Annotated in this window: 1 protein-coding gene; it reads right to left on the reverse strand. The window is 78.9% G+C overall.

What is annotated here, in order from left to right; translation table 11 throughout:
• Positions 1–389: acyl carrier protein (locus tag BI06_RS51130; RefSeq protein WP_043471636.1), on the reverse strand; the 389-nt coding region annotated here is incomplete at both ends.

A 389-nucleotide genomic window follows, 5' to 3' on the forward strand; every position in this document is an offset into this window, starting at 1 on the left:
CCCATCCGCTCGGCGAGGAACGGCACCAGGGCGTCCAGCGTCGGGTACTGCCAGCCCAGCGTGGCGGGCAGCGGGACGCCGAGCGACAGCTCCAGCCGCGAACGCAGCTCCAGGGTGCGCATCGAGTCGAAGCCGAGGCCGGCCAGCGGCGCCGAGCTGTCGATCGCCGCCGCGTCCGGCGCGCCGGGCCCGTCGAGCACCCGGGCGGCCAGCTCCCGGCAGTGCCGGACCAGCACGGCCCGGCGGCGCCGGCCCGGCTCGACCGCCAGCAGCTGCCGCCGGACGGCCTCCCCGCCGTCGGAGTCGGCGTCGGCGGTGGAGCCGGCCTCGGGGGAGCCGCCGGTCGAGCGAACGATCGTGGCGGGGCTGCCCAACAGCCGGGCGAGGGA

The sequence above is a fragment of the Kitasatospora sp. MBT66 genome (assembly GCF_000710405.2).
Lineage (GTDB): Bacteria > Actinomycetota > Actinomycetes > Streptomycetales > Streptomycetaceae > Kitasatospora > Kitasatospora purpeofusca.